At 71.0% G+C, this 5,087-nt stretch carries 4 protein-coding genes and 1 pseudogene; 4 read left to right on the forward strand and 1 reads right to left on the reverse strand.

The genetic code is table 11. From position 1 onward, the window contains the following. Both J0695_RS37200 and J0695_RS37205 read left to right on the forward strand, forming a co-directional pair. On the forward strand, positions 1-1,096 hold a 1,096-nt coding region (locus J0695_RS37200), incomplete at its 5' end, for an IS701 family transposase (protein WP_206969180.1). A gap of 118 nt (positions 1,097-1,214) precedes the next feature. Next, the gene (locus J0695_RS37205) at positions 1,215-2,015 is read left to right on the forward strand and encodes an AfsR/SARP family transcriptional regulator (protein ID WP_206969181.1); all 801 of its coding nucleotides are present in this window, start codon (positions 1,215-1,217) and stop codon (positions 2,013-2,015) included. Positions 2,016-2,054: 39 nt separating this feature from the next. On the opposite strand, the gene J0695_RS37210 is transcribed toward J0695_RS37205, so the two are convergent. Continuing rightward, positions 2,055-2,999, reverse strand: a complete 945-nt coding sequence (locus tag J0695_RS37210; protein WP_206969182.1) for a LysR family transcriptional regulator — start codon at positions 2,997-2,999, stop codon at positions 2,055-2,057. Positions 3,000-3,169: 170 nt separating this feature from the next. Here J0695_RS37210 and J0695_RS37215 point away from each other — a divergent pair, with 170 nt between their 5' ends. Then, on the forward strand, positions 3,170-4,663 hold the full coding sequence (locus J0695_RS37215; protein ID WP_242553677.1) for an MFS transporter: 1,494 nt from the start codon (positions 3,170-3,172) through the stop codon (positions 4,661-4,663). Between the two features lie 153 nt (positions 4,664-4,816). Then, positions 4,817-5,087: pseudogene (locus J0695_RS37220) on the forward strand (MBL fold metallo-hydrolase); the annotation flags it as partial.

Consider the following 5,087-nt stretch of genomic DNA (forward strand, 5'->3'; position numbering starts at 1 on the left):
CCACCGGCTCTTCGCCCACCTCCCCCGCGCCGACCAGCGCCACTGGGCCGAGGTGTACCTCAAGGGGCTGCTGCACACCGCGGGCAAGAAGTCGCTGCGGCGGATGGCGGCAGCCGTCACCCCGTCCCCGACGGCGTCCCAGTCACTGCAGCAGTTCGTCAACGTCAGCCCCTGGCCGTGGCATCCGGCCCGCGCCGAACTCGCCCGCTGGGTCGCCGAACACACACCCGTCCACGCCTGGACCCTGGCCCCCGTGGTCATCCCCAAGCGGGGCAGCCTGGCCGCCGGGGTCCACCAGCGCTTCGTGCCGGAACTCGGCCGCACCGTCAACTGCCAGCTGGCGCTGGGGGCGTTCCTCACCACCGGCCTCGGGGACCTCTCCGTGGACTGGCAGTTGTATCTGCCGCGCGACTGGACCGGGAACAGCAGACTGCGCGAGCAGGCACGCATCCCCGGCGCCACGCACTACACCTCGGCCGCCGGACTCTGCCTCGCCCTGCTCGACCGCCTGGCGCGGACCACGCACCGAGCCCCGCCCATCGTCATCGACCCGGAAGGACACATGGATGCCGAGGCCCTCGTCGAAGGGCTCGAAGAACGCGGCCACGACTGGATCGTCGCCGTGCCCGACACCCTCCGCCTCTCCCTCGCACCGTCCCGGGAAGCGGCCCCCACGGCCCCCGCGCCGCCGCTGGAGACCGTACGCACTCTGGTCCGGCGGCACGCGCCCCTGCGCACCGCCGTACCGAGCGCGGCCGGACAGCCCCGGCTCGGCGCACTGCCCACCGTGGTGCCGCTGCCCGGCGGGGACCGCACCTGCCTGCTGGTCGGCGAATGGGCGTCGCCGTCCCTGCGGCCCGACCGGGTCTGGCTGACCAACCTGCCCCCCGCACGGCACGCCCAGGCCGCCGCGCTCATCACCTCCCGTGCCGCGGCGCGGGCCGGCGCCGCCGAGACCGAACTCGGGCTGCACGACTTCTCCGGCCGGTCCTACACCGGCTGGCACCGCCACGCGACGCTGGTCTCGGCCGCGTCCGCCCACCGGAAACTCGGCCACGACACATGTCCGTACACACAGCAGCGCACCGCACCCTGAGCGGTGCCACCCAGCGATCCGCCCGCCTCAGCCCGCCTGTTCGACTGTTCACCTGTTCACCCACCCGCCGTCCGCCGTCCGCAGAAGCGGACAGCACGTCCATCACGAGGGAGTGGCTGTGGAGTTCCGTCTCCTTGGTCCGATCGACGTCCACGAGCAGGGCCGCGACATCACACCCACCGCGCCCAAACAACGCCAGGTGCTCGCCCTGCTCCTGGCCAGAGCGAACCGCCGCGTATCCGTGCCCACCCTGCTGAACGAGGTGTGGGGCTGCGAGCCGCCCCGCACCGCTACCACCGCGCTACAGACCTACATAGGGTCCATCCGCAAATCCCTGGCAGCAGCCACCGGCACCACCGCGCGCGACATCGCCGAGCACCGTCTCGTCACCAACGGGAATGGTTACGTACTGAAGCTCGCCGAGACCGAATGGGACCGGCCCCGCTTCGAGCGACTGGTCCTCCAGGCCCGGGGTCTGATGGAGAACCGCGAGGCGCAGAGCGCGGTCGAGACCCTCGGCGAGGCACTGGCGATGTGGCGCGGAACGCCGTTCTGCAACGTACAGCCGGGCAGCCAACTCACCGCCCAGACACGCGTGTTGATGGAAACCCACTTGGCGGCCTGCGAAGTGCGTGTGGACGCGCTCCTGTTGAGCGGCAGGTTCCAGGAGGCGGTCGCCGATGCCGTCGCCCTCGTCGAGGAGCACCCGTACCACGAGAACGTGCACACCCGGCTGATGCGCGCCCTGTACGCGTCGGGCCGCAGGGCGGCGGCGCTCGACGTCTACCAGTCGCTGCGCCGGCGCATGAGCGACGACCTCGGGATCACGCCGTCACCGACCACCAGGTCCCTGCACCACGTGATGCTCCAGGACCGCCCCGACCAGCGCTATCTGTCCGCCGCGGGGGTCATGGCCTGACCCTCGTACCGTACGAACCCCCCGAGAGGTGAACCCCGCTCAGCGGCTGTCGCCCTCGGAATCCCACAGGGTCTCCAGCGCCCTGGTGGGCCCGCCGAGCGAACGTACATGCTCCACAGCGGCCTCCACGAACGCCCGTAGCCGGCCCGTCTCGTGGTCGGTGGGCCAGAGGAACGCGTACTCGATGCGGGGGGCATCGCTGAACGGCCGGAACGTCAGCCCGGGCCTCGCGTAGTAGCGCATCCCCGCTGCCGCCACCGGCGTCACGCCCTTCCCCGCGAGCACCAGCGACAGCGCGTCCTCCCAGTGCGAGATCGCCTGTCCGTGCGGAATGGGCCGCCCCGACGGCGTCTGCCGCGGGAAATGATGATCGAGCCACTGAGCGGGCACGGGCTTGGCCACCGTCAGCAGAGTGGCCTCCGCCAGATCCTCCACGCTCAGCGACTCGCGCCGTGCGAACGGGTGCCCGGACGCCATCAGCAGCACACGCGGCTGCGACAGCAGTACGGGCCCCGTAGTCAAGTCGGCCTCGGCGACCGGCAGTTCGGTGACCTGCAGATCGATGTCACCGGCGCGCAGCGTCCCGTACGGATCCGAGATCTGCACCTGCCTGATCTGTACGTCCACACCCGGATGACGGCGCCCGAACACCCCGGTGACGCTGTGCAGCAGATGGCCCGTGAACGCCCCCGAGAAGCCGATCCGCAGCGTGCCGCTGATCCCCCGGCCGGCCGCCATGGCCTTGGCGATCTCTTCCTCGATACGTCGCTGCGCCGGGCCGATGCCGTCCCTCAACTGCTCCCCGATGGCCGTGATCGTCACATGCCGGCTGCTGCGCTCGAACAGCTTCGCGCCGATGCGGCGCTCCAGACGCGCGATGGTCTGGCTGACACGGCTCTGCGAGACACCCACGCGCTCGGCGGTCCGGCCGAAGTGCAGTTCCTCCGCCAGCGTCAGAAAGATCTCGATCTCCTGGCGTTCCATGTGCTCCCCGTCCTCCCCGGCCTGCCCGTTCTCGGCCTCGTACCCCTCATCACGCCTCTCACCTCGAACGATGAGCCCGGCGAATCGATCGTTGCACAGATCGTTCTTGTTGCGCAGTCGTCCCGAATCGATTCTGGTCAGGCCCGATCATCTAACGAAGGACACCCCTGATGACTGTCACCGAGTCCTCGCCGCCGGCTGTCGCGGCACCGCCGCCGTCGGTCACCGCCGATGTCACCGATGCCCCCACGCCCACTCCCGCGCCCACCAGCACGTTCAGCACGCGGGGCTGGCTGGTCCTGATCACGCTGTGCTGCGCGACCTTCATGTGCGGCCTGGACTTCTCCATCGTCACCGTGGCCCTCCCCGACATCGGCAGCAGCCTCGGCTTCTCCTCGGCCGGCACCCTGCAGTGGGTCGCCACCGCGAGCCTCCTGCCCTCCGCGAGCCTGCTGCCGCTCTTCGCCCGGGTCGCCGACCTGGTGGGCCGCAAGAAGCTCTTCACGCTCGGTGTGGCCCTGTTCACCCTGTTCTCGCTGGGCGCCGCGCTCGCCAACACCCCCGGTGTCCTGATCGCCACCCGCGTCGGCCAGGGCACGGCCGCCGCGATGATCGCCCCGGCCGCCATCGCCCTGATGACGGGCTACTTCCCCGAGGGCCCGCAGCGCGCCCGCGCCCTGGGCCTCAACGGCGCCGTCATGTCGCTCGGCTTCGTGCTCGGCGCGCTCGGCGGCGGCGTCATCACCAGCGGCTTCAGCTGGCGCTGGACCATGGTCGTGCTGTGCGTCATGGGCGCACTCGCGGTGGGCGGCGCACTCGCCCTGCCGACGATGCGCGAGTCCTCCACCGCCAAGCGCATGGACATCCCCGGCGCGGTCCTCGCGACGCTCGGTCTGTTCGGTCTCGTCTACGGCATCTCCACCGGCGGCGACAAGGGCTGGGTCCGCTTCGACTCGCTCGGCGCGATCGTCGGCGGCCTGGTCATGCTGGGCGCGTTCCTGCTCGTCGAGCGCCGCCACCCCGAGCCCCTGATCCCGCTCACCGTCCTCAACCGCCCCACCATCAAGTGGTCAGGCCTGTTCGGTGTCGTCACCTTCGGCATGTGCGCGGGAACCACGGTCCTCCTCAGCCTCTACATGCAGAACGTCCTGAACTTCACCCCGCTCCAGGCCGGTCTCAGCTACCTCGGTGAGGGCGCGGCCGCGATGCTCGGCGGCATGTACGTCTCCCGCCTCCTGGGCCGCTTCGGCGGCGCGAAGGTCCTCGCGGCGGGCCTGCTCATCCAGGGCGTCGGCACCCTCGCGATGTTCGCCCTGCCGGAGAACACGAACATCCCGGTCCTCATCGTCACGTCCTCGGTCATGGGCCTGGGCCACGTCTTCAGCGTCGTCTCCTTCATCACCGTGATGACGACGGGCGTCACCGAGGAGGACCAGGGCGTCGTGGGCGGCCTCTCCCAGCTGCCGCAGTACGTGGCAGCGATCGGCGTCGCGGGCCTCAGCGCCATCGCGGTGGCCCGCACGACCTCCCTCGCGGGCGGCTCGGCACCGGACGCCGCGGCGACGCTGGGAGGACTGCACGCCGGCATGGTGACCGCGGGCGTCATCGCCCTGGTGGGCGCCGCACTCGCCACGACCGTGCTGCGCAAGCGGACCACTGTCTAGAGCGACCGTCGCGCGCCGCGCACCGTACGCCGCCCCACCGGCACCGTCGCAGTGCACCGACGAGGGCCCGGCGCGTCCCTCCGCCTCTCCCCGGGCGGAAGGACGCGCCCCTTCTCCGTCCCAGCCCCAGCGCCAGCAAGGAGTCCGTGACCGGTGAACGACAGACGACGACTGCGCAGGCCCTCAGCCGTGTGTTCGATCCAGGTGGGCGACCTCAAAGTCAGTTACGTACCCGACGGCGCGATGCTCCTCAAACCGTCGGCCCCCTTCCCCCCAGCCACCACCCTCCACGACACCGAGTACGGCGCACACCTCAACGACACGGCCCACCTGGTCGCCAACACGGGCGGCCTCCTGGTCCAGGACGGCCCCCGCTCCTTGCTGATCGACGCGGGTTTCGGCCCCCGCTCCGCCCCCGAGGACC

The sequence above is a fragment of the Streptomyces beijiangensis genome (assembly GCF_017315755.1).
Classification (GTDB): Bacteria; Actinomycetota; Actinomycetes; order Streptomycetales; family Streptomycetaceae; genus Streptomyces; species Streptomyces beijiangensis.